Source organism: Sphaerisporangium rhizosphaerae (genome assembly GCF_042665155.1).
GTDB lineage: Bacteria > Actinomycetota > Actinomycetes > Streptosporangiales > Streptosporangiaceae > Sphaerisporangium > Sphaerisporangium rhizosphaerae.
On record NZ_JBHTCG010000020.1, the window covers coordinates 80,265 to 103,899 of the forward strand.

A 23,635-nucleotide genomic window follows, 5' to 3' on the forward strand; every position below is an offset into this window, starting at 1 on the left:
TTCCCCGCTCTGGGAGTGTTCCCTCATCATGATCATCGCGTCCGACATCGAACTGCGCGCCGGTTCCCGCCTGCTCATCGAGGGGGCCTCCTTCCGCGTCAACCCCGGCGACCGCATCGGCCTGGTGGGCCGCAACGGCGCGGGGAAGACCACGCTCACCAAGGTGCTGGCCGGCGAGGGGCTGCCCGCCGCCGGCACGGTGACCACCACCGGCAGCGTCGGCTACCTCCCCCAGGACCCGCGCACCGGAGACCTGTCGGTGCTGGCCGCAGACCGCATCCTGTCGGCCCGCGGGCTGGACGAGGTGCTGCGCGAGCTGCGCCAGGCCGAGATCGGCATGGCCTCCGACGACTCCCGCGTGCGCGACCGCGCCGTGCGCGCGTACGGCCGCCTGGAGGACCGGCTGCACGTCCTCGGCGGGTACTCCGCGGAGGCCGAGGCGGCCTCGATCGCCTCCAGCCTGGGCCTGCCCGACCGCGTGCTCAAGCAGCAGCTCCAGACGCTGTCCGGCGGCCAGCGGCGGCGGGTGGAACTGGCCCGCATCCTGTTCAGCGGAGCGGAGACTCTCCTGCTTGACGAGCCGACAAACCACCTCGATGCGGACTCAATCGGGTGGCTTCGTGATTTTTTACGATCACACCAGGGCGGTTTGATCATTATTAGCCACGATGTCGGGCTTCTTGAAGCGACGGTCAACCGGGTCCTGCACCTCGACGCCAACCGCGGCGTCATCGACACCTACAACGTCGGCTGGACCACGTATCTGGCCCAGCGCGAGAGCGACGAGCGGCGCAGGAAGCGTGAGCGCGCCAACGCCGAGCGCCAGGCCTCCCAGCTGCTCTCGCAGGCCGACCGCATGCGCGCCAAGGCCACCAAGGCCAAGGCCGCCCAGGACATGGAACGCCGCGCCAAGCGCCTGCTCGCGGGCGTGGAGGAGGAGCGGCGCTCCGACAAGGTCGCCAAGCTGCGCTTCCCCGACCCGGCGCCCTGCGGGCGCACGCCTCTGACGGCCACCGGCCTGTCGAAGTCCTATGGCTCGCTGGAGGTCTTCACCGACGTGGACGCGGCCGTCGACCGGGGCAGCCGCGTGGTCGTGCTCGGCCTGAACGGTGCCGGCAAGACCACGCTGCTGCGCATGCTCGGCGGCCTGGAGAAGCCCGACTCCGGCCAGATCCACCCCGGCCACGGCCTCAAGCTCGGGTACTACGCCCAGGAGCACGAGACGCTGGACGCCGGCCGCACGGTGCTGGAGAACATGCGCTCGGCGGGCTCCGACGTGCCCGACGTGACGCTGCGCAAGGTGCTCGGCTCGTTCCTGTTCTCCGGGGACGACGCCGACAAGCCGGCCGGCGTGCTGTCGGGAGGCGAGAAGACGCGCCTGGCCCTGGCCACGCTGGTGCTGTCGAGCGCCAACGTCCTGTTGCTGGACGAACCCACGAACAACCTCGATCCCGTTAGCCGCGATCAAGTACTTTCAGCGCTAAGATCCTATTCTGGGGCAATTGTCCTGGTTACGCATGATGAGGGTGCCGTTGAGGCCCTACAACCAGATAGGGTGATCTTGCTACCAGACGGAGTCGAAGACGCTTGGAGCGATGAATTTTCCGATCTTGTGGCACTTGCCTGATCTTAATTTGAGCGGGTACGGATCTTTTCCCATGGAGTAGGTAGCCGATCCGGCTGAAATGACTGATCATGGCGTGAGTAACGCTGCGGAAGTCTGGCACTACAGGAGGTACTCGTGGCCGAGACTCTCAAGAAGGGCACCCGGGTGACCGGGGCCGACCGTGAAAAACTGGCCGCCGATCTCAAGAAGCGGTATGCCGCGGGTGAGAGCATCCGCGCGCTCGCCGCGTCGACCGGCAGGTCATACGGGTTCATCCACCGCATCCTCAGCGAGTCCGGCGTGACTCTGCGGGGGCGCGGGGGCGCCACCCGGGGCAAGTCCAAGCGCTAGCGGACGCCTCGGATACGCGCGACCGCAGCCGCTCGTGCCGTTCAGCCGAAGCCCGTCCCGCCCGCGCCGGTAGAATCTCATTCTGGAACCTGCAGTGGGTTCGGGCGTGACGGGACAGTGAGGCATGGGGACGGAGCGGGCGATGGCGGAAGCGGCGACAGGGGGGAGTGCGGCGGACACCTCGGCGAGCGAGGAGGCCGAGCCGGGCACGCATGGAGCGCTGACGCGCGCCGGAGGGGTGCGTGGCGAGGCTGAGGGAGCCCCTGACAGCGAACAGCTCGCGGAGATCGGTCTGCGCTTCGAGGTGGACGGCGAGATCGCGACGATCACACTTGACCGGCCCGAGCGGCGGAACGCCCAGACGTTCGCCACCTGGTCCGCTCTGGCTCAGATCGGCACAACGTTGCCTGAGCAGGTGCGCGTCGTCGTGGTCCGAGGCGAGGGGCCGTCCTTCTCAGCCGGCATAGACGTGCGGCTGTTCACGCCCGAGGGTGTCTCGGGGCAGGGGTCGTTCGCGTCCGCGGCCGCGCTCGACGGCGGGACGATCGACCAGCGCATCAGGGAGTTCCAGGAGGGCTTCCTGTGGCTGCGCCGCCCCGACATCGTGTCCATCGCGGCCGTGCACGGGCACGCGATCGGGGCCGGATTCCAGCTTGCCCTGGCCTGCGACCTGCGCGTCATCGCCGATGACACCAAATTCTGCATGAAAGAGCCCGCGCTCGGGCTCGTCCCCGACCTCACCGGCACCAAGCCGCTGGTCGATCTCGTCGGCCTGTCCCGTGCCGTGGAGATCTGCCTGAGCGCGCGCGTCGTCGAGGCCGGCGAGGCGCTGCGGCTCGGCCTGGCCGAACGCGTCGTCCCCGGGGACGAGCTTCAGGCGGCGACGAAGGAGCTGGCCACGTCCCTGCTGGCGACCGACCGTGACGCGGCGGCGGCGACCAAGCGGCTGCTGCAGGGGGCGTCCGGCCGCACGTTGGAGGAGCAGGCGGCGGCCGAGCGCGCCGAGCAGCGGGCACGCATCAAAGCGCTGTTCGGGGGCGTCCGTCAGGCGTGATCGTTCGCCTTGAGCTGACCGGGGAATCGGGGGGCCGGTTCTCCTGCTTGGCGGGAGGAGGGATCGGGCGAGGCCCGGTCCCGGGGCGCGCGGTGAGAGGATCGGCGGACGGTTGATGGCGATGATGGGCGGGGGATACGGTCCCCAGGTGATGCGGTCCCTGCGGCGGGACAGCTCGGTGACCAAAGAACGGCTCACGCCGGGGACGGTGCCGCGCATCTCCCGGTACGCGCGGCCCTACCGCGGGCAGATCGCCGCGTTCCTCGGGCTGGTCGTGCTGGACGCGGTGATCGTCATCGCCAACCCGCTGCTACTGAAGTCGATCATCGACGGCGGCATCATCCCGCGGCGGGCCGACGTCGTGGTCATGCTGTCGTTGATCATCGCCGGCCTCGCCCTGGTGGACGCCGGGCTCGGGCTGGCCCAGCGCTGGTTCTCCTCGCGCATCGGCGAGGGCCTGATCTACGACCTGCGCACCGAGGTGTTCGACCACGTCCAGCGCATGCCGGTGGCCTTCTTCATGCGCGCCCAGACCGGCGCGCTGGTCTCGCGGCTCAACAGCGACGTCATCGGCGCCCAGCGCGCCATCACCAGCACGCTGTCGGCCGTGGTGTCCAACGTGGTCAGCCTGATCATGGTGCTCGGCGCGATGCTGATCCTGTCGTGGCAGGTCACGCTGGTCGCGCTGATCCTGCTGCCGATCTTCATCTTCCCCGCCCGGTACGTTGGGCGCCGCATGTCCGGGCTGACCCGCGAGCAGATGCAGCTCGACGCCGAGATGAGCTCGGTCATGACGGAGCGCTTCAACGTCGCCGGCGCCATGGTCGCCAAGCTGTACGGCCGGCCGGACGACGAGGCCTCGCACTTCAGCGATCGGGCCGGCCGGGTGCGCGACGTCGGCATCACCGTCGGCATGTACGGCACGGTGTTCCGCGTCGCCCTCGGCCTGGTCGCCGCGCTCGCCACCGCGCTGGTGTACGGGGCGGGCGGCGTGCTCGTAGTCGACGGCGCCTTCCCGCTCGGGACGCTGGTGGCGCTCGCCGCGATGCTCATGCGCCTTTACGGCCCGCTGACCAGCCTGTCCAACGTCCACGTCGATGTGATGACCGCGCTGGTCAGCTTCGACCGGGTGTTCGAGGTGCTCGACCTGAAGCCGATGGTCGCCGAGAGTCCGCACGCCCGGCCGCTGCCCGGCGGGCCGGTCACCATCGAGTTCGACGACGTCCAGTTCCGCTACCCGGCCGCCGAGGAGGTCTCGCTGGCCTCCCTGGAGTCGGTGGCCAGGCCCGACACCGGCCCGAGCCAGGAGGTGCTGAAGGGCGTCACCTTCACCGCCGCGCCGGGTCAGCTCATCGCGCTGGTCGGGCCGTCCGGCGCGGGCAAGACCACGATCACCTCGCTGGTGTCGCGGCTGTACGACGTGACCGGCGGCGCGGTGCGCATCAACGGCGCCGACGTGCGCGAGGTCACGCTGGCCTCGCTGCGCGACACGGTGGGCGTCGTGATGCAGGACGCCCACCTGTTCCACGACACCATCGGCGCCAACCTCCGCTACGCCCGCCCGGGCGCCTCCGAGGAGGAGATCTGGGAGGCGCTGCGCGCGGCGCAGATCTCCGAGCTGGTCGAAGGGCTGCCCGACGGGCTGGACACCGTCGTCGGCGACCGCGGCTACCGGCTGTCGGGCGGCGAGAAGCAGCGCATCGCGCTGGCGCGGCTGCTGCTGAAGGCCCCGCGGGTCGTCGTGCTCGACGAGGCGACCGCCCACCTGGACTCCGAGTCCGAGGCGGCGGTGCAGCGGGCGCTGAAGACGGCGCTGGCCGGCCGCACCTCACTGGTGATCGCCCACCGCCTGTCCACGATCCGCGAGGCCGACGAGATCCTCGTCGTGGAGGACGGCCACGTCGTCGAGCGTGGCCGCCACGACGACCTGCTCGCGGCGAACGGCGCCTACGCCGAGCTGTACAGCACCCAGTTCGAGCACCAGCGCTAGCGCCGCCGGCCGCGGACGGGGCGGTTCGAGGAGGTCCTGAGCGCCCGTCCCGGTGCCGGCGGCCTCCCGGCGCCCGCGTGCGCCGGGTCACAGGTAGCCGAGGCGGGTGAGCTCCTCCTTGGCGACCTTCTCGACCAGCGCGAGGTCGTCGGGCCGCAGCCGGGAGCGCCACGCGCCGACCTTGGGCGCGCCCGCGCCGTACAGCGCGACCTTGGAGACCCGGCTCTCGACGAACTCCGACACCGCCGCCACCGTGGCGCCCGGGGACTGGGCCATCTCCTCATAGCGCACCGTGAGGAGCTGGTCGGGCGGCATCTCCTGGCGCAGCGCGGCGCTCAGGCGCACGGCGCTGCGCCAGCGCAGGGCGCACTTGCCCGCCGAGTCCATCGCGGTCCACTTCTCGCGGTGCTCGCTGGAGTTGACCCCGAGGAAGGGGTTGGGGAACTCGGTCTCGTCGCTGAGCATGCTGGTGCGGAAAAGGCTCATCGAGGTCCGGTCGGCGAGCATGTCCGCGGTGACGTCCCTGCCGTCCCGGATGAGCTGGATGAAACGGGCGTCGGGGAAGGCCTGGAGCAGCACCGGCGCGCTGTAGAGCAGGTCGGGGTTGGCGTCGCCGAACCGGACGACGGCGCCGGGCGAGGCGCACGGGCCGCCGCCGGTGACGGCCCCGGCCTCCCGGCAGGACGCCGGGCACTCGGCGCACGCCCCGGGGACGATCTGCCAGGCCTCGGCCAGGGCGTCGCGCAGCACCCGGACGGCGCCGCCGCCCTTCCTGCGCATGATGGAGGGACGGCGGGCGAAGGCGTAGACCACGTGGGCGACCGCCGCCCGGCCCATCGTGAGGTGGAAGCCGGGCGAGCGTTTCAGCGCACGCGCGAGGAGGTCAACGCCGGAGTGCGGCGCGCCGAGCACGAACACCGGCCTGCGGACCTTGATGCCGTTGACCACCAGGATGTGGGTCGGGGGTCGCATAAGTGAGGACAGTCTGACACCCTTTGCGAGGTGAACGAACCGGCCACGCCCCGCCCGTCGGTGGTACATGGCGTCACCTGGGTAAGCGTACTCACAACTGTGGCGGTTTCCGCCCATTCACGGGTTTTCGACGCCCCTAAATCAGCACGAATTCGGGGTATGGGAGGCGGGCGATGAGGGACAGACGGCTGTGGGTCCCCGGCCGGCTCCACCCCGGCGACCGGGTGGCCGTCGTCGCGCCCTCCGGCCCGGTCGACCCGGTGCGCCTGGCGCGCGGCCGCCAGGTCCTCACCGAGATCGGCCTGGACGTGGTGGTCATGCCCAGAGTCCTCAACCGGCGCGGCTACCTCGCGGGGTCGGACGCCGGCCGGGCGGCCGACCTGCAGGAGGCGTGGTGCGACCCGAGCGTGCGGGCCGTCATCTGCGCCCGGGGCGGCTACGGCGCCACCCGCCTGCTCGACCTGCTCGACTGGGCGGTCATGGGGACGGCTCGGCCCAAGATCCTGCTCGGGTCCAGCGACATCACCGCGCTGCACCAGGCGTTCGCCGTGCGGCTCGGCGTCGCCGGCTGCTTCGGCCCGATGCCGGCCTGCGCCACACTGAGCGACCCCGAGGGCCCCGAGCCGTCCTCGCTGGCCCACCTGCGCGCCTCGCTGTTCGAGGGCGACATGCCGGACCCGGTGGCCGGCGACCAGGTGATCGTGCCCGGCCACGCCGAGGGCCCGCTCACCGGCGGCAACCTGTCGTTGCTCGCGGCGCTGTGCGGCACCCCGTACGCCATGCGCGGGCAGGGGCACATCGTGCTGCTGGAGGACATCGGCGAGGACCCCTACCGCGTCGACCGCATGCTGACCCAGCTGATCTCGGCAGGGTGCCTGACCGGCGCCCTCGGCATCGTGCTCGGCTCGTGGGTCGGCTGCGGCGACCCGATGCCGGCGCTGGTCGACCGGCTGGCCCCGCTCGGCGTGCCGATGATCGCCGGGGTGCCGATCGGCCACGGGACACCACAGTTCACCGCCTGGATGGGAGCGGACGCGGTCATTGATACCGAATCGTGCTCTTTGACTTGCCTGTTCCGCGACCCCGCTGCGGCACTGTAGGCGCAGGTCGGGGGAACACCGGGGGAAACAGTGGCAGTTGGGAGCCTTGCGTGGGCTTGTTCAGGCGATACCGGGACCGGCGGGCCGGCGCGGCGCGGCGCGCGATCGAGGACGCCGACCTGGACTCCCTGCTGACGCTGGTGGCCGAGAGCCTCGGCTACGACCACGCGTTGCGGTCCGGGGCCTCCTCGATGGAGCTCACCGGGCCCCGCACGGTGACGGTGCGGCTGGACGGGCTGCGCCGCGAGGCGGCGCGGCGGTCGCGGGAGGACTGGCCGGTGCTGGTCTCCGAGCACCTGGCCCGGGCGGTGGCCCGGCCCGAGGACCTGCCGGACGTGTGCGACTACGCCCAGGTCCGTCCGCTGCTGCGTACCCGGGTGGTGCTCGCCGACGGGCTGGAGGACGACCCCTCCCGGCTGATCGGCCGCCACCTCGGCTCGGACCTGATCGAGATCCTCACCGTCTCCGGGCGCCCTGTGCGCCCCGAGGAGGCGTTCTGCTGGCCGGTCCCGCCGGCCGAGGCGCTGGAGGCCGCCGGGCGCAACGTGCTCGCCGACGAGCGGCTGGCGGCCGAGCGCGTCGACCTCGACGGCATCGCGGCCTACGTCATGTCCGGCTCGCCGGCCAGCTCCGCCGTGCACCTGCGCAAGATCCAGGACTACCTGGTGGTCTCCTCCGACGGGCTCATCGTGGCGCTTCCCCGTCCCGGCGAGATGATCGTCCATCCCATCGACGGCTTGTCGGTGATGCGCGCCATCGAGCGCCTGTGGCTGCTGGCCCACCGCGAGTACCGGGCGCACGACGACGGGCTCAGCCCGCACGTGTACTGGTGGAACCACGGCAGGCTGACCCGCATCCAGGCCGACCTGGTCGTCCAGAACGGCCAGCGCCGCCTGGTCGTCGCCCCGCCCCCCGACTTCGCCCGCCTCCTGGCCGCCATGGCCAAGGACCGCTAGAGGCCCCGCCGGGGGAGAGGCGGGCGCGGCCTAGAGAAGGGCGGTGTGGCGCGGGGTGGAGGCCGGGCGCGACAGGGTGTGCGCGGTGTGGATCAGCGGGACGTGGCTGAAGGCCTGGGGGAAGTTGCCGACCAGGCGCCCGTAGCGGGGGTCGTACTCTTCGGCCAGCAGCCCCACGTCGTTGCGCAGGGACAGCAGCTTCTCGAACATCTCGACGGCCTCCTTGCGCCGGCCGGCCATCGCCCGCGCCTCGGCCAGCCAGAAACTGCACGCCAGGAACGCCCCCTCGCCGCCGGTCAGGCCGTCCACGGTGTTCTGGTGGGCGATCGGGTAGCGCAGCACGAAGCCGTCCGACATCAGCTCGCGCTCGATCGCGTCGATGGTCCCGGTGACGCGGGGGTCGTCGGGCGGCAGGAAGCCGGTCTGCGGGATCAGCAGCAGCGAGGCGTCCAGCTCCTGCGACCCGTAGGACTGGGTGAAGGTGTTGCGCTCGGCGTCGTAGCCCTTCTCCATGATCTCGGCGTGGATGCGCCCGCGCAGGTCGCTCCAGCGCTCGACCGGGCCGCTCTGCCCGAACCGCTCGACCTGCCGGATCACCCGGTCGGCGGCCACCCACGCCATCACCTTGGAGTGGACGAAGTGCCGGCGGGGCCCGCGGACCTCCCACAGGCCCTCGTCCGGCTCGTCCCAGTGGGACTCCAGGAACTCCATCAGCGACCGCTGGATCGCCCAGGTGCGCGAGATGGAGGTCAGCCCGGAGGCCCGCGCCAGATAGAGGCAGTTCATCACCTCGCCGTACACGTCGAGCTGGAGCTGGTCGACCGCGGCGTTGCCGAGACGCACCGGCCGGGAGTCCTCGTAGCCCTCCAGCCAGGGCAGCTCCATCTCGGGCAGGCGGCGCTCCCCGGCCACGCCGTACATGATCTGCAGGTCCTGCGGGCGGCCGGCGATGGCGCGCAGCAGCCACTCGCGCCAGTCGCGGGCCTCCTCGACGTAGCCGGCGCCGAGCAGCGCGTCGAGGGTCATCGTGGCGTCCCGCAGCCAGCAGTAGCGGTAGTCCCAGTTGCGGACGCCGCCGATGTCCTCGGGCAGGGAGGTGGTGGGCGCGGCCACGATGCCGCCGGTGGGGGAGTAGGTGAGGGCCTTGAGCGTGATCAGCGAGCGGTCGACGGCCTCGCGCCAGCGCTCCTCGGTGCGCGGGGTGCACTGGGAGATCCACTCGCGCCAGATCGCCTCGGTCTCGTCCAGCTCTTCCAGGGGGTCGATGCTCGGCGGCTTCGGCGAGTGGGAGGGGTGCCAGGTGAACACGAACGCCAGCCGGTCGCCGGCCGACACGCGGAAGTTCCCCTTGTGGGCGTAGTCGCCGCCCTGCAGCGGCACGGGGGAGTGCAGCCACACCGAGTCGGGCCCGCCGATGGCCTGCAGCAGCCCGTCGTCGCGGCGCACCCAGGGCACGATGCGGCCGTAGTCGAAGCGGATGCGGATGAGCGTGCCCATCTCGACGCTGCCGGACAGGCACTCGACGACCCGCACCAGGTCGGGGTTGGCATGCCGGGGCGGCATGAAGTCGGTGACCCGCACCGTGCCGCCCTCGGTGTCCCACTCGGTCTCCAGGACGAGGGTGTTCTCGCGGTAGCGGCGCCGGGTGCTCAGCCGCCGCCCGGGCCCGGCCGGGCCGATCCACCAGTGGCCGTTGCGCTCCTCGCCCAGCAGTGCCGCGAAACAGGCGGGGGAGTCGAAACGGGGCAGGCACAGCCAGTCGATCGACCCGTCCCGGCCGACGAGGGCGGCCGACTGCATGTCGCCGATGAGTGCGTAGTCCTCGATCCGCATGCCGTCACGCTAGTACGCCTGAAGGCTCGCGGCGCACGCCTCGGGCGACGGGCCCGGCCTCGCGGGCGTCAGCCGCGTGGACGCATCAGCGGCATGAAGAACTGGGTGAGGGGGCCGATCAGCACCGCGAAGGCGATGGTGCCCACGCCGGCGGTGCCGCCGAGCAGCCAGCCGATGGCCAGGACGCTCAGCTCGACCAGCGTGCGCGCCGTCCTGATGGACAGGCCGAGACGGTTCAGCCCGGTCATCAGCCCGTCGCGGGGCCCGGGGCCGAGCCCGGCGCCGATGTACAGGCCGGTGGCGGCGGCGATCACCACGATGGCGGCCAGCAGGTAGGCCCAGCGCACCACCAGGTGCCCGGGGGTGGGCAGCACCCAGATCACCAGGTCGGCGAACAGCCCGAGGAAGACGATGTTGCTCACCGTGCCGAGGCCGGGGCGCTGCCTGAGCGGGATCCAGAAGACCATGACGGCGGCGCCCACCACGATGATCCACGTGCCGATCGACCATCCCGTGCGCACGGCCAGGCCCTGGTGGAAGACGTCCCACGGGTCGTTGCCGAGACCGGACTCGACCTGCAGGGCGATGCCGGCGCCGTAGAGGAACAGCCCGGCGTACAGGCGCAGCAGGCGGGCGGGGAGCGAGCCGACGTGGGGCAGGGAGATCTCAGTCATGGTGCGGCCATGGTCGGCCGCCATTGGCTTGCCACTAAAGGGCCAATCAGAGAAAGTGGCCTTATGGAGCGCTATGTCAGTGGGCCATGGCTGGCCCGGCTGGTCGACCTGCCGCCGGACACCCGCCCGTACTACCGCGCGCTCGCCGACCGTCTGCGCGGGCTCATCCTGGACGGCCGCCTGGCGACGCGCGTGCGCGTGCCCGCCGAGCGCCACCTGGCGCAGGCCCTCGGCGTCAGCCGCACCACCGTGACCGCCGCCTACGATCGGCTGCGCGAGCAGGGCTACCTCGACAGCCGCCAGGGCGCGGGAAGCTGGACGACCCTGCCGGATCCAGGCGCGCTCGGCACCGACAACCCGTGGGTCGTCCCCCGCGACGACGGCCTGATCCCCCTGCACGCCGCCGCCCCGCCCGCGACGTCCCTGCTTCCCGAGGCGCTGGCCGCCGCCGCCGAGACCTACCCCCGCTACGGCCTGGGCACCGGCTACGACCCGGTCGGCATAGCGCCGCTGCGCGAGGCGATCGCCGCCCGGTACGGCGCCCGGGGTCTTGCCACCCGGCCCGACCAGATCTTGGTCACCGGTGGCGCCCAGCACGCCATCCACCTGGTCATGACCCTGCTGACCGGTCCCGGCGACCCGATGCTGGTGGAGTCGCCGACCTACCCCCACGCCCTGGACGCCGCCCGCCTGCGCGGCGCCCGGCTGGTGCCGGTCGGGTTCCCCGAGGACCGCTGGGACCTGGACCTGATGGCCTGCGCCATGCGGCAGTCGGCCACCCGGCTCGGCTACGTCATCCCCGACTTCCACAACCCCATGGGCCTGTTCATGGACGACGCCGGCCGGGCCGAGCTGGTGCGCGCCGCCCGCAGGTACGACACCACGCTCCTGGTGGACGAGAGCTGGGCCGAGCTGGCCGTCGACGAGATGCCCGCGGCCCGGCCGCTGGCCGCGTTCGACACCGACGGCCGGGTGATCAGCATCGGCTCGGCCTCCAAGCTGTGGTGGGGCGGCCTGCGCATCGGCTGGATCCGCGCCACCAGCGCCATGGTGCGGCGCCTTGCCGTGCTGCGTGCCGGGGTGGACATCGCCGCGCCGCTGATCGAGCAGCTCGTGGTGGCCCACCTGTTCGAGCGCATCGGGCCGGCCAAGGCAGAACGGGCCCGCGCGCTCGGCGCCTCCCGCGCGGCCCTCGCCGGGGCGCTGCGCGCGCTGCTGCCCGAGTGGCGCTTCACCGAGCCGCGCGGGGGCGGGTCGCTGTGGGTGCGGCTGGACGCCCCGAACGCGACGCCGCTCGCCGACGCGGCGGCGGCCCGGGGAGTGCGCCTGGCGCCCGGCCCGTGGTTCGGCGTGGACGGCACGCTGGAGCGCTACCTGCGCCTGCCGTTCACCATGCCGCCGCGGGCGCTCGCCGACGCCGTGCCACGCCTGGCCGCCGCGCGCGCCGCGGCCGCCTCGCCGGGCTCCCTTCCCGTGCCCGGGCCGCGGGACGCCGCGCTGACCCCCTCCCTCTGACCGGCCGCGGCGCTGCCGCGCCTCACACCTTCGCCGGGGCGGCGCCGGGACGCTCCGGCGAGCGGCCGGGGGCCGCCGTCACACCTCGCCCATCAGCACGCGCAGCCGGTGGGCGAAGGCCAGCAGGACGCCCGAGGCCAGGACCGCGATGGCCGCGAGCGTGGTGAAGTACGCCGGCTCGGACATCACCCGCAGCAGGCGCGCGGTCTGGCCCCCGATGGCGTCGCCGACGGCGAAGGACAGGTACCACACGCCGAGCATCTGGCTGCGGAAGGCGTGCGGGGCCAGCTCGACGGTCACCGACAGCCCGACCGGGCTCAGCGACAGCTCCCCGAAGACCTGGACGAGATAGACCAGGAACAGCCACCAGACCGAGATGCGCCCGGTCTCGGCGAACCGGGCGGCGAGCGCCATCACCACGAAGCTGACGCCGATCATGAACAGGCCGAACGCGAACTTCTGCGCCGCCCCCACCCGGTCGCCGAGCTTCACCCACAGCGCCGCGAAGACCGGCACGAACACCATGATCATCAGCGGGTTGAACGACTGCGTGGTGGCGGCCGTGATGGAGTGCCCGAACATCCGCAGGTCGGTGTGCACGGCCGCGAAGTCGTTGAGGACGGTCGGCGCGAGGTCGTAGATCATCCAGAAGATCGCGGCGGCGGCGAACAGCCAGATGTAGGCCTTCATCCTGGTGCGCTCGACGGGGGTCAGGTTGTGGCTGCCGAGCAGGATGTAGGCGAAATACCCGACCGGGACCATGATCGTCAAGAGGGTGAGCGCCACCGTGAAGCGGTCGACGGTCAGCGTCCCGCTCGCCGCCCACAGGGCGAGCGCCACCGCCGCGACGCCCAGGCCGGCCGCCGCGACCAGTCCGAAGTGGCGCCGCTCCTGAGGGGTGAGGCGGTGTCCGGGCGTCTCGCCGGCGCCCCGCAGATGGCGGCCGCCGGCGACGTACTGTGTCAGGCCGATGGCCATGCCGACCGCGGCGGCGCCGAAGCCCAGGTGCCAGCGGTCGTCCTTGGCCAGGTTGCTCACCACGTACGGCGCGGCGAACGCGCCCACGTTGATGCCCAGGTAGAAGATCGAGAAGCCGGCGTCCCGCCGGGCGTTGTCCCCTTCGGGGTACAGGGCGCCGACCATCGTGGAGATGTTCGGCTTGAGCAGGCCGGTGCCGGCGACGATCAGCGCCAGGCCGAGCCAGATGAGCGCCGGGCCGCGCAGCGGGATCGCCATGCTGATGTGGCCGAGCATGATGACGCACCCGCCGATGAGCACGGCGCGGCGGGCGCCGAGCACGCGGTCGGCGATCCAGCCGCCGGGCAGCGCCAGCAGGTAGACCAGCGCCCCGTACACGCCGACGACCGCGGTGGCGGTGGGCTTGGGCATCCCGAGGCCGCCCTGGACGACGGTCGCGGTGAGGAAGAAGAACAGGATGGCGCGCAGCCCGTAGAAGCTGAAGCGCTCCCACATCTCGGTGAGGAACAGGGTGACGATGCCGCGCGGATGCCCGAAGACCCTGCGCTCCTCCACCTGCGTGCTGAGTTCCTGCGACATGCGGTACGCCCCCCGTGCGCGTTCACTGCCTGGCCGGCGCCCGGCGGGCCGAGGGCGTCGCCGAGGCGGGGGTCCTCGCCGTCGCGCCTTGAGCGGCACCGTGGGCGTGCTTTCTGGACTTAACGTGACGTTCGTCCGTTTTATTGCTTAGTGCCGGAATTCATTTTCCGGATTTCCATAGGAGCCGATCACCGAGGGTAAGGGAAACCGGTGCGGGGAGCCCGGGAACGACCGGGGTCACGCGTGTTCTCACTTCCAGGGGCTTGTTCGATGTGAACGAGCTGTGGTGCGATTCATGCCATTCATGTAAGTGGGCACTTCTGGAGGCGAAATGGCCGACCCCCGGGTCCTTGCCGAACGTAGGGAAATCGAGCAAGAGATCGCCGGCCACACCATCTGCGAACAGCTCAAAGTCACGGCGGAACGCTTTCCGGACGCGCCCGCCTACTCCGACCGGTCGGGCGACGGCTGGACGACCCTGACCTATTCACAGGCCCGGCGGCGGGTGCTCGCGATCGCCGCCGGCCTCGCCGAACTCGGCCTCGGGCGCGGCGAGGCCGTCGCGCTGATGATGGTCAACCGCACCGAGCACGTGCTCGCGGACCTCGGGGCCGTCCACGCCGGCGGGGTGGCGTGCTCCATCTACGCGACCTTCGCCCCCGACCAGGTCGCCTTCGTCGCCAGGGACGTCAACGCCAAGATCGCGGTGCTGGGGGGCGCCGCCGACCTCGCGCGCTGGACGCCGATCCTCGACGAGGTGCCCGGCCTGCGCAAGGTCATCGTCCTGTCCGACTGCCCCGAAGGCGACCTGTTCATCAGCTGGGACGACTTCCTCGCGCTCGGCGAACGCGCCCTCGCGGCCGACCCCGCCGCCGCCGAGGCGCGGGCCGCCGAGGTGTCCGCGGACGACGTGCTGACCGTGCTCTACACCTCCGGCACGACCGGCAACCCCAAGGGCGTGCCGCTGACCCACGCCAACATCTGCTTCGAGGTCGCCGTCAGCGTCCGCCTGACCGGCCTGCCCGACCACGGGTCCCAGATCTCCTACCTCACCTACGCCCACGTCGCCGAGCGGGTGCTCAGCCTCTACATCCCGCTGTTCAAGGTCTACCACGTCCACTTCTGCCCCGACCTCGCCGAACTCGGCACCGTGCTCGCCCAGGTCAAGCCGCTGTTCTTCTTCGGCGTGCCACGGGTGTGGGAGAAGATGATGGCCCGCCTGCAGGCGCTGCTGGCCACCCAGCCCGAGCAGGAGCAGCAGAGGGTCCGCGCGGCCATGGCCGCCGGGCTCGCCTACGTCGAGGCCTGCCAGTACGGCCGGACGCCGAGCGCCGAGGTCACCGCCGCCTACGAGCAGGCCGACGCCGCGCTGCTGTCCGTCGTCCGCTCGATGATCGGGTTCGAGAACGCGCGGTGGCTGGCCACCGCCGCCGCCCCGATGCCGCTGGAGGTGCAGCGGTTCTTCGCCGGGTTCGGCATGCGGGTGGTCGACGTCTACGGGATGACCGAGACCAGCGGCGCCTTCACCGGCAACAGCACCGAGATGTTCAAGCTCGGCACCGTCGGCCGGGCCTTCCCCGCCGTGGAGGTGCGCGTCGCGCAGGACGGCGAGATCCTCACGCGCAGCCTGGCCAACACCGCCGGCTACCTCGACCGCCCCGAGGCCACCGCCGAGCTGATCGACGAGGAGGGCTGGCTGCACACCGGCGACGTCGGGTCCATCGACGAGGACGGCTTCGTGCGCATCGTCGACCGCAAGAAGGAGCTCATCATCACCGCGGGCGGGGAGAACATCTCGCCGGCCAACACCGAGAACCTCCTCAAGGAGCACCAGCTCATCGGCCAGGCGCTCGCCTACGGCGACCGCAGGCCCTTCGTGGTGGCGATCCTCACCCTCGACGGCGAGGTCGCGCCCGTCTGGGCCAAGGGGCGGGGCATCGAGTTCGCCTCGCTCTCCGAGCTGGCCGAGCACCCCGACGTGCTCAAGGAGGTGGACGCGGCCGTCGCCGCCGCCAACGCCAAGCTCGCCCGCGTCCAGCAGGTGAAGCGGTGGCACCTGCTGCCCGTCGAGTGGACCGCCGAGACCGAGGAGCTCACCCCGAGCCTCAAGCTCAAGCGCCGCGTCGTGCACGCGAAGTACGCCGCCATCATCGAGGAGATGTACGGGGCCTGACGCGGGCGTTTTGCCGGGCGCGGGGCGTGTCGGGCCCCGTGCCCTTACCTGCGGCCGCCTACCCTCCAGGCCATGACCTTGAGACGTCTGCTCACGTCGTCGGCCGCGGGGCTGGCCGCGCTCACGGTCCTGGCGGAGGCGCTCTCGGCGCCTTCCGCCGCCGCGGCCGGGGCGGTGGAGGCGCGCGCGCTCGGCGGGCGCCCGCCCGCCGAGGCGGGGCCGGAGCCCACGGACCCACCCGCCGCCCGGTCCGCGCCGGACCGGCCGGCCATCAGGTCGGTGCGCGTCCTTCCCCGGGAGCCGGTCGCGCGGCCGAGGCGCGGGGTGCGGCTGGTGGTCGAGGTGGTGGCCCGGGGCGCCGCCGGCCCCCGCGGCGTGACCCTGCGGGTCGAGCCCGGCCGGCGGGGCCGTGGACGGGCCGCCCCGCCGCCGCTCCGCCACGCGCGCGGCGGCGGCTGGGAGGTCTGGCGGTTCACCCCGCCGGTGCGCCTGTCCCGGTGGTACCCGGCGGGCCGGTGGAGGGCGGTCGCCACGGTCAGGGACGCCCGCGGGCGGCGGACGACGGCCGCCACTTCGTTCCTGTTCAGGAAGGCCAGCACGCTCACCGGCGTCCAGGCCGTGCGGGCGCGCAGGCGGCCAAGGGCGCTGCGGGTGAGCGGGACGCTGATGCGCGTGGACCCGACCGGCAGGTTCGACTACTGGTCCTTCCCCCGACAGCGGGTGAGCATCCAGTTCAGGAAGCACGGCGGGCGTCGCTGGAAGATCGAGGCGCGGGCGCGGACCGATCGCGAAGGGGCGTTCCACCGGAGGGTGCCACGCAGGCACGGGGTGTGGCGCGTCGTGTATCCGGGGACGCGGAGGTACGCCGGCGTCATCCGGGTTATCCGACACACGTGACGTAAATAGGACATATGCCGCCGTTCCCCGTATAACAATCTCATTGCGTGTCCGATATGTGTAAATCTTCTCGTGAGGGCGGCGCAACTTTTCCCCCTCTTTCGGCGTCTATGACGTAGGCACACCCCCCCTGGGATGCCTTTCTCTACGGGGAGAGGAAGTTCCGCATGATGAAACGCATCGCTACCGCTCTGGTAGCGGCCGCCATGGGCGCCTCGGCGCTCTCGGTGGCCGCGCCGGCGATGGCGGACGAGACGCCGGACACCACGGTCAGCATCGAATCCGTCCGAGTGACCCCCGATCCGGTGGTCATTCGCGGAGGCGATCACGTCGCGGTCACCGTCACGGTCACGACCGTGGGCGCCGAGGACGTGAAGATCGACTTCGATCCCACGGGAGAGGGCGCGCAGCCTGACTGCAACCCCTGCCCCGGGGCCGCGAAGGCGTCCAAGAGCGGCTCGGACTGGAAGAGGTGGGACAAGACCATCGTCCTCGACCGGCACGATCCGGCCGGGAAGTGGCTTGTTCACGTCACGGCGACCGGCGACAACGGCAAGGTCGCCGAGGCGCACGACTCCTTCTTCGTCAAGGTCGTGCAGGCCCACCCGCACCAGGGGCCGCGCGCGACGCGCATCGCCGGGTTCGATGCGAGCCCCGAGCCCGTCAAGAAGGGCGGCAAGCTCTCCCTGTCGGGCAAGCTGCAGACCGCCCGGTGCTACGGCGACTGGTGGTGGAACGGTGACGCCTACGTCGTGGGTGACAACCGTTGCGACGCCGACAACCGCTGGCACAACTGGCGTCAGCTCGGCTGGAAGAAGATCGAGGTGTACTTCCACCGCGCCCACGGCGGCAAGTGGGAGTACGTCGACACGATCGAGACCAACCCGGACGGGTCCTTCTACACGAAGATCCCGGCCTACTGGTCCGGCACGTGGAAGGTCGTGTTCGAGGGCTCCCGCGGGCTGTACGGCTCGTCGGCGACCGACTATGTGAAGGTCGTCCGCTGACCCTCGGCCCCGGCCGACAACCGAGCGCCCGTCCCCCGGAGTCCCCCGGGAGCCGGGCGCTCGCGCCGTTCGCGGGGGACCGGGCCGCCGTTTCCGGAGGGTGCGGACGAGCCGCTACGGCCGCGCGTCCGCCGGTCAGGGGCCGGGGTCGCGCGCGAGCTCCAGGGCGGTGAGGTCCAGGGCGCTCAGCGTGAGGATGTTGGCGATCTGCTCCAGCGGCATCCCGGCGTCGCCGAGCTGGGTGATCGTCACCGCGGTCCGCAGGAAGATGCGGCCGATGACCACCTCGTCCACGTCCGGCATGTCCTTGCGGAAGAAGTCCGCGAGCTGCTGGCCGACCTCCCGGTCGGCGTGCACCCGTGGATCGTTGAGCTCCGGGCTCGACAGGATGTCCCGCAGATCCCTGCGCTCGTCTTCCGTGAGCTTGCTCAAAGGGTCGCCTCCCCGCAGCCATGTCGTCATTGGGAGACTATGCGCTGAGGACTTCGCGGAGAATGGCAGGGTTGGCCAAAGATCGGCCGGCGTGGGAGCGCGTGCCCGACGCCCCCACCGCCGGCGCGATGATCAGGAGGACACCGCCTCCACCAGCTTGCGGCGCTGCTGGACGCCCAGGCCGCCGATGCGGCGCTTGTCGTCGACGCCGGCCCGCTCCATGAGCGCGGCCGCCTTGGTCGGACCGATACCGGACAGAGCGCGCAGCGCCTGCGACACCTTGATCTTTTTCGCGGTGTCGTCGTCGCGCTTGAACAGATCGGCCAGGGTCAGATCGCCGCTCTTGAGCTGCGCGAGCAGGGCGGCCCGCGCCTGCCGGGCCTCGGTCGCCTTGACGAGAGCGGCCTGGCGCTGCTCGGGGGTGAGAACGGGAAGGGCCATGAGGATTCTTTCTCCTTGGGGGATAGCTTTAGGCGGCCCGTCCGGCCGCTGATGTGTCGGTCGGCATGGGTGCTACCCCCCTGGCGCGCTCTAATCATCGCTTCCGCACTTCCACCGCCCTTTCCGACTGATCGGATCAATGCCCTAGGTCCTAGCAAGTCGCGAAAAATTGGGCCTTCAAACTTTCGACGGTTGACCTGACTCTCGGTGCAGGCGCGTGACAACCCCAGAGCGCGCGCCTCGAGGAGGATTCAGGTGAGACGTCGTCTGCTCGCGGGGTTGGCGATCCTGGCCCTGCTGTGCACCAGCGGGATCACCGGGGCGGGTGCCTCGGCGGAGCCACCCCCCAACTACCAGTACCGGATCGACGGGCCGACCACGGCCGTGCAGCGGACCGCGATCGCGGCCACCGGCGCGGCGATCGACGAGGTGGCGGCCACATCGGTCGTGGTCACGGCCTCCGACGCCGAGGTCGGCCAGATCAAGGGCCTCGGCTACACGGTCACCCGGCTCCCGCGCCCGCTGTCGCCCGTGCTGCCCAAGCCCCAGGACTTCCCGTCGGCCGACTCGGGGTACCACAACTACGCCGAGATGACCGCCACCGTGAACCAGGTGGTCGCGAGCTACCCGTCCATCGCCAGGAAGTTCAGCTACGGAACCTCCTACGGAGGCCGCGACCTGATCGGCATCAAGATCAGTGACAACGTCGCGACCGACGAGAGCGAGCCGGAGGTGCTGTTCACCGCCCACCAGCACGCCCGCGAGCACCTGACCGTCGAGATGGCCCTGTACCTGCTCAACCTGCTCACCTCCGGCTACGGCTCCGACAGCCGGATCACCGGCCTGGTGAACTCCCGCGAGATCTGGATCATGCCCGACCTCAACCCCGACGGCGGCGAGTACGACATCTCCACCGGGTCCTACCGCTCGTGGCGCAAGAACCGGCAGCCCAACTCCGGGTCCTCGTCGGTGGGCACCGACCTCAACCGCAACTGGGCCTACCTGTGGGGATGCTGCGGCGGCTCCTCCGGCTCCACCTCCAGCGAGACCTACCGGGGCGCCTCGGCCGAGTCGGCTCCCGAGGTGCGCACGCTGGCCAACTGGGTGCGGACCCGGGTCGTCGGCGGCACCCAGCAGATCAAGAGCAACATCGACTTCCACACCTACAGCGAGCTCGTCCTGTGGCCCTACGGCTACACCTACAACGACACCGCGGCCGGCCTGACCGTGGACGACCAGAACGCCCTGGCGACGCTCGGCCGCAACATGGCCTCGACCAACGGCTACACCGCCGAGCAGTCCAGCGACCTCTACATCACCGACGGCACCATCAACGACTGGCTGTGGGGCAACTACAAGATCTTCAGCTACACCTTCGAGATGTACCCCAAGGGCAGTTCACCCGGTTTCTACCCGCCCGACGAGCAGATCGTGACCCAGACCACCCGCAACAAGGAGGCCGTCCTGCGCCTGCTGGAGTACTCCGACTGCGTCTACCGCATCATCGGCAAGCAGTCGCAGTACTGCTGACACGCCGACGGGCCATGACCGGGTGGTCGGAGAGGGACCTCTAGGGCACCTCCTCACCCCCGCGCTCGGCCGAACATGACCATGGTGCTGTACGGCCGCCGCCCCCAGGCTGCGGCCGTACGCGGGTGCTTCCGCCGGGCCGACGACGGAATGCGAAGCAGAAATGGGCCCAATCTGCGGCGGGGCCGTGCCTCGGCACAACTCGTCATTTTGAAGTATGGTGCCATGTCGTGATCTGGCGCCCGATCATCCGTTTGAGTTCGGTGGTCATTGCCACTGGTGTCTGCGCGGTTCTGTGGGTTCACGGCGTTCTGGTGAATCCCGTGAAGGCCGGGGTGGTCTGGCAGGTCGGGCTCGGACTCTTCGCCGCGCTGCTCACCGCTCTCACCATCGTGTTCGCCGTCACGACCTCGACCCAGACCCGCTGGCCTTCCTTCAACGATCTGGTGCGCGCGATCGGGCTGAATTCATGGCTGCTGGCCGCCATCGTCGGCATCCTCCTGGCGGCGATCGGCGACATTCTCGCAAACGCGCTGTTCACCACGCTGGGAGCGGTGTACAGCCTGTTGCAGCTCGGCCTCGGCATGGACACCCTGCTCTCGCTTCTGCGTTTTCGTACGGCCTCCGGTCGTGAATCGGTGCTCACACGGCTGACCACTGGGCGCCTGCATCGTGCGGCGACCGGTGAGAAGCTGGTCGTCGCCACCCAAGGCCACCTCTCAGAGCTACTCGACGAGGTGGAGTCGGCCATCGATCGGCGCGACGTGGCCGAGCTCGCGAATCGCGCGATCGAGGTCGTGAAAGGGTGGCCTCAGGACCGGTCGGCAAGCCAGGCCCGATGGCGCCTCGCGCTCATCACGCATCTCCTGGAACGGCTCGGAAGGTCGGTGCTGTTCGAGAGCCTGAACGGTGACGTGGCGCGCGCGGCGATTCCCCCACTCCTGGAGGGCGCGTTACGCACAAGCTGGCAGTTGAGTGCGCTGACCTTTCCGAAACGCATCGACAAACGGGACGAGGTCGTCGCGGCCGTCGCCCTGGGCCAGATCTGCCGGGTGATCGGATGGTTGCAGCAGTGCGCCCACGCCCGGCTGCAGCGCAATCCGCACGATCCGGGAGCCCGGCAGATCGTCAACGCCGTCGGCGAGGGGCGCCTGCGGATCGTGCAGTATGTGGATCCCGATCCGCCCGGGTTCTACAGGACGCCCCAGGACCCATGGCCGTACGGCTTCAGCGACTCCGCGGCCGCGCTTCTGTGGCTGACGGCGATGTGCGAGTTCGGGGCGAGCCACGTCGGCAGTGGTCTGTACATCCTGTGCGAGATCCTGACAGGGGAGAAGTTCTACGGTAACTACTGGAACGGTGACTGCGTGTTCAGCGAGATCGAGAAGCGGGTCGGCAGGGATCTGCGCGTTCGCGCGGAACTGGAGCCGATCTTGCGTGGCTGCGGCGACCTCGCCTTCATCAGCCTCGAACTCGCCGCCATCGTGATCGCGGGGCTGCGCGACCGACGATATGTCCCTCCGGAGGGCAGGGACAACGACGCCAACTATTCCGTGGATCCACGCTACCTTCGCAGTCAGGTGACGATGTTCGCCACCTACGACTGCCTGGACGACGCCGACGCGGCATTCGACTGGATGACCGAGGCTTTGACCAACGCCCCGACTCGTCCGAGCCTGACCGGCTACGCGTTGGGCGCCTTCAGCCGGCACTCGTCGCCGAACCAGTTGCCCATGGTGCCGCTCGCGGCACGTCCCGCGAGCGTCACGCTTGCCGCCGTACTCCGTCTGGCGATGAACCGGCGGCGAGCGGCACATACGCTGATCTCCCGTCTGCCTGATCCACTCCTCACGGGAGCACTGCAACACGCCCGATACGTCTTCACGGACAAGGGCGATGGTGAGCCCAGAGTGCTCAGATGGCACAGCGACGTCGACAGCGTGCTGGGCTCGCGGCGGCGGCGGCAGTCAGAGCTGATCGGCATTCTCGACGAGCTCCTGGACGTGTGATGGCCTCATCGGACATCGAAGGTTGGCGGCGGAGCATCGACGCCATCGGTTCCCGGTCGGAGGTCTGGGCGGTGCAGCTTGCCACACAGTGGGTCGACTCTGGCGACTGGGCGTCGATCCGCGATGACCTCGATCTCGCGCTGTTCCGCGTGGCGCTGCGCCAGGGGCGCGCTTTCCGCTTCCACCGGTTGCTCCTCTACGACCTTCCCAGCGACCAGGGAGACTCGCCGTCCGGGTATGACCGGTCCCACGAGGAGCACGACAGGTGGCTGGCTCGTGTCCGACGGCACCTGGCCCTCGTCGGAGCCGAGGGCAGCGCCGGCACCCGGCTGCCACTCGGGTCTCAGTACCGCGTGCGTCTCGTCATCCTGTCCCGGGTGGGGCAACCCAGTACGATCGAGGTGCAGGACGGGTTGTGGGTGGACGTCCCGCCTCCCGCCGAGGTCTCGGCCGCATGGAGTTCCGAAGGGTTGATTCCGCTGGACCCGCACGAAGAGGACATCATTGGCCCCCACAGCGACCGCAACCCCTTGTGGGCGGGAATCCCCACATGAGTCGAAGCCCGATCGATCCCGCCCTTGGCCTCAACCTCACCCGCAGACGTACGCTCAGCGGCCGGGACGGACCGGTGTCCGTGGTCATTCCGGCCCACAACGAAGAAGCGACGATCGCCGAGGTGGTGAACGCCGCGTACGCGGGACTTCGCGTCCTGGGCGCCGTCGGTGAGGTGATCGTCAGCGCCAGCGGTTGTAGCGACGGTACGGTCGCCATGGCGGCCCGAGCGAGCGCGCGAGTCATCGAGTCGCCTCTGGGCAAGGGTAATGCGATTCGCGCGGGCGTTGAGGCGGCCGACGGCAAGATCGTATGCCTGGTCGATGGTGATCTTCTCTACTATGGTGACCCGCCGCTCGTGGCCCTGCTCGTCGCCCCCCTTCTGCAGGGGACCGCTGACGCGACCATCGCCGATCTTTACTGGCGTCCGCTCTATCCCCAGCTGTGGCTTTACGGATTCTTCGCTCCACTCGCGGGACGACTGTTCCCCGAACTGCTGCCGAAGGCCGGAACCACACCGTGGTCCGGGCAGCGCGCGGCACCTCGCGAGCTATGGCCGCCGGCCTTGCCGGACGACTTCACGGCGGATCTCTCGATCCTGCTGCACTGGAATGACACGGGAGCCAGGTTGAGGCCCGTTGTGGCCGACGACTGGGTGAATCCGCAACGCCCGAAGCCCGATCTCATGGAACAGGAGTTCTCGGTCGTCATCAGGCATGCGGTCAAGCGTGGGCGGCTGCCTGAGAATGAAGTGCCCGCGTTCGAGCGATGGTTCGCGACCGCCCACGAGTTGATGGCCGGGTACCAGCCCGAATACGACGACCCTCAGCAGTTCGAGACCGGAATCCTCGAAAGCTCCATGAAAGAGCTGAACGCGCAGCTTGGCCTCTCCTGATCGTTCGTACGCTCATCCACGGACCGGCGAGACCGCCGGTGGTGTGATCACCGCAGGGCTTTGAGGACCCTTTGAGGGGGCTTTGAGTGGG

20 protein-coding genes are annotated in these 23,635 nt (G+C 70.5%); 14 read left to right on the plus strand and 6 right to left on the minus strand.

Annotated elements, in window-relative coordinates:
- Nucleotides 1-28 precede the first annotated feature (28 nt).
- The 4 genes from ACFQSB_RS25915 (at nt 29) to ACFQSB_RS25930 (ending at nt 5,001) form a co-directional block, all read left to right on the plus strand.
- Nucleotides 29-1,627 (plus strand): ABC-F family ATP-binding cassette domain-containing protein, encoded by a 1,599-nt coding sequence (locus tag ACFQSB_RS25915; RefSeq protein ID WP_380829562.1) that lies wholly within the window; start codon nt 29-31, stop codon nt 1,625-1,627.
- Between the two features lie 114 nt (nt 1,628-1,741).
- Nucleotides 1,742-1,957 carry a helix-turn-helix domain-containing protein gene (locus ACFQSB_RS25920; RefSeq protein ID WP_093173121.1) on the plus strand — a complete coding sequence of 72 codons (216 nt, stop codon included), beginning with the start codon at nt 1,742-1,744 and terminating at the stop codon, nt 1,955-1,957.
- Between the two features lie 142 nt (nt 1,958-2,099).
- Nucleotides 2,100-3,011, plus strand: a complete 912-nt coding sequence (locus ACFQSB_RS25925) for an enoyl-CoA hydratase/isomerase family protein (protein ID WP_380829563.1) — start codon at nt 2,100-2,102, stop codon at nt 3,009-3,011.
- Between the two features lie 115 nt (nt 3,012-3,126).
- A complete protein-coding gene (locus ACFQSB_RS25930) occupies nt 3,127-5,001 on the plus strand; it encodes an ABC transporter ATP-binding protein (protein ID WP_380829564.1) in 1,875 nt (624 codons plus the stop codon).
- 87 nt (nt 5,002-5,088) lie between these two features.
- On the opposite strand, the gene ACFQSB_RS25935 is transcribed toward ACFQSB_RS25930, so the two are convergent.
- Nucleotides 5,089-5,973 (minus strand): sulfotransferase family protein, encoded by an 885-nt coding sequence (locus tag ACFQSB_RS25935; RefSeq protein WP_380829565.1) that lies wholly within the window; start codon nt 5,971-5,973, stop codon nt 5,089-5,091.
- A gap of 173 nt (nt 5,974-6,146) precedes the next feature.
- Here ACFQSB_RS25935 and ACFQSB_RS25940 point away from each other — a divergent pair, with 173 nt between their 5' ends.
- A complete protein-coding gene (locus ACFQSB_RS25940; protein WP_354930341.1) occupies nt 6,147-7,073 on the plus strand; it encodes a S66 peptidase family protein in 927 nt (308 codons plus the stop codon).
- Nucleotides 7,074-7,123: 50 nt separating this feature from the next.
- The gene (locus ACFQSB_RS25945; RefSeq protein WP_380829566.1) at nt 7,124-8,029 is read left to right on the plus strand and encodes a hypothetical protein; all 906 of its coding nucleotides are present in this window, start codon (nt 7,124-7,126) and stop codon (nt 8,027-8,029) included.
- 30 nt (nt 8,030-8,059) lie between these two features.
- Here the strand turns inward: ACFQSB_RS25945 and ACFQSB_RS25950 are convergent, their stop codons facing one another.
- Nucleotides 8,060-9,862 carry a glycoside hydrolase family 15 protein gene (locus ACFQSB_RS25950; RefSeq protein ID WP_380829567.1) on the minus strand — a complete coding sequence of 601 codons (1,803 nt, stop codon included), beginning with the start codon at nt 9,860-9,862 and terminating at the stop codon, nt 8,060-8,062.
- 68 nt (nt 9,863-9,930) lie between these two features.
- On the minus strand, nt 9,931-10,536 hold the full coding sequence (gene yczE / locus ACFQSB_RS25955; RefSeq protein WP_380829568.1) for a membrane protein YczE: 606 nt from the start codon (nt 10,534-10,536) through the stop codon (nt 9,931-9,933).
- A gap of 63 nt (nt 10,537-10,599) precedes the next feature.
- Between yczE and yczR the strand changes: the two genes are divergently transcribed.
- Entirely contained in the window at nt 10,600-12,051 is a 1,452-nt protein-coding gene (yczR, locus tag ACFQSB_RS25960; RefSeq protein WP_380829569.1) for a MocR-like transcription factor YczR, read from the plus strand.
- A 78-nt stretch (nt 12,052-12,129) separates the two neighbouring features.
- Here yczR and ACFQSB_RS25965 read toward each other — a convergent pair whose 3' ends face one another.
- Nucleotides 12,130-13,608, minus strand: a complete 1,479-nt coding sequence (locus ACFQSB_RS25965) for a peptide MFS transporter (RefSeq protein ID WP_380829570.1) — start codon at nt 13,606-13,608, stop codon at nt 12,130-12,132.
- 331 nt (nt 13,609-13,939) lie between these two features.
- Here ACFQSB_RS25965 and ACFQSB_RS25970 point away from each other — a divergent pair, with 331 nt between their 5' ends.
- The 3 genes from ACFQSB_RS25970 to ACFQSB_RS25980 all read left to right on the plus strand — a co-directional run bounded on the left by ACFQSB_RS25970 (nt 13,940) and on the right by ACFQSB_RS25980 (nt 17,685).
- Nucleotides 13,940-15,781, plus strand: coding sequence for an AMP-dependent synthetase/ligase (locus ACFQSB_RS25970; protein ID WP_380829571.1), 1,842 nt, complete (start codon nt 13,940-13,942; stop codon nt 15,779-15,781).
- A gap of 72 nt (nt 15,782-15,853) precedes the next feature.
- A complete protein-coding gene (locus tag ACFQSB_RS25975; RefSeq protein ID WP_380829572.1) occupies nt 15,854-16,678 on the plus strand; it encodes a hypothetical protein in 825 nt (274 codons plus the stop codon).
- Nucleotides 16,679-16,848: 170 nt separating this feature from the next.
- Complete coding sequence (locus tag ACFQSB_RS25980) at nt 16,849-17,685, plus strand: hypothetical protein (RefSeq protein ID WP_380829573.1); 837 nt, start codon at nt 16,849-16,851, stop codon at nt 17,683-17,685.
- A 135-nt stretch (nt 17,686-17,820) separates the two neighbouring features.
- Here ACFQSB_RS25980 and ACFQSB_RS25985 read toward each other — a convergent pair whose 3' ends face one another.
- The gene (locus ACFQSB_RS25985) at nt 17,821-18,147 is read right to left on the minus strand and encodes a hypothetical protein (protein ID WP_354845068.1); all 327 of its coding nucleotides are present in this window, start codon (nt 18,145-18,147) and stop codon (nt 17,821-17,823) included.
- A gap of 102 nt (nt 18,148-18,249) precedes the next feature.
- Entirely contained in the window at nt 18,250-18,558 is a 309-nt protein-coding gene (mihF, locus tag ACFQSB_RS25990; RefSeq protein ID WP_380829574.1) for an integration host factor, actinobacterial type, read from the minus strand.
- Between the two features lie 255 nt (nt 18,559-18,813).
- Here mihF and ACFQSB_RS25995 point away from each other — a divergent pair, with 255 nt between their 5' ends.
- From ACFQSB_RS25995 to ACFQSB_RS26010, 4 genes are all read left to right on the plus strand, one after another.
- The gene (locus ACFQSB_RS25995) at nt 18,814-20,088 is read left to right on the plus strand and encodes a M14 family metallopeptidase (RefSeq protein ID WP_380829575.1); all 1,275 of its coding nucleotides are present in this window, start codon (nt 18,814-18,816) and stop codon (nt 20,086-20,088) included.
- Between the two features lie 230 nt (nt 20,089-20,318).
- Nucleotides 20,319-22,097, plus strand: a complete 1,779-nt coding sequence (locus ACFQSB_RS26000; protein ID WP_380829576.1) for a hypothetical protein — start codon at nt 20,319-20,321, stop codon at nt 22,095-22,097.
- Entirely contained in the window at nt 22,097-22,651 is a 555-nt protein-coding gene (locus ACFQSB_RS26005; RefSeq protein WP_380829577.1) for a hypothetical protein, read from the plus strand. Before ACFQSB_RS26000 ends, ACFQSB_RS26005 begins: the two co-directional genes overlap by 1 nt.
- Nucleotides 22,648-23,544: a glycosyltransferase family 2 protein gene (locus ACFQSB_RS26010; RefSeq protein WP_380829578.1), complete on the plus strand. Its 897-nt coding sequence runs from the start codon at nt 22,648-22,650 to the stop codon at nt 23,542-23,544. Before ACFQSB_RS26005 ends, ACFQSB_RS26010 begins: the two co-directional genes overlap by 4 nt.
- Nucleotides 23,545-23,635: the final 91 nt, after the last annotated feature.